At 46.6% G+C, this 249-nt stretch carries 1 pseudogene; it reads right to left on the bottom strand.

Annotation, left to right across the window (positions count from 1 at the left end):
* Nucleotides 1-249 (bottom strand): annotated as a pseudogene (locus M2R48_RS21275) (hypothetical protein); the annotation flags it as partial.

The following is a 249-nucleotide window of genomic DNA, read 5'->3' as shown; positions in this document are numbered from 1 at the left end:
TGCTGAACTATTACCCAAAGCATCAGTCTTGCTGCTTGATGCTGTAGTTGCTGCATCCAACTGACCTTTATTCACAGCATCTGTCGCTGCTGTCGCATCCGCTACGTTCTCAACTTTGTTGCCATTCGCATCTAAACCATTGGCTGTCACTTTGCCTGCAAATACTGGTGCATCCGCCAATTGAATATCTAGCGTATCGCCTGTAATTACTGTCTTGATGTTGCTGTTCGAACCTGCACCTGTTAAGCC

The sequence above is a fragment of the Acinetobacter sp. I-MWF genome (assembly GCF_025433935.1).
Lineage (GTDB): Bacteria > Pseudomonadota > Gammaproteobacteria > Pseudomonadales > Moraxellaceae > Acinetobacter > Acinetobacter guillouiae.
Note: the sequence above shows the minus strand (reverse complement) of the source record. Positions and strands in the feature narration are given on the sequence as shown.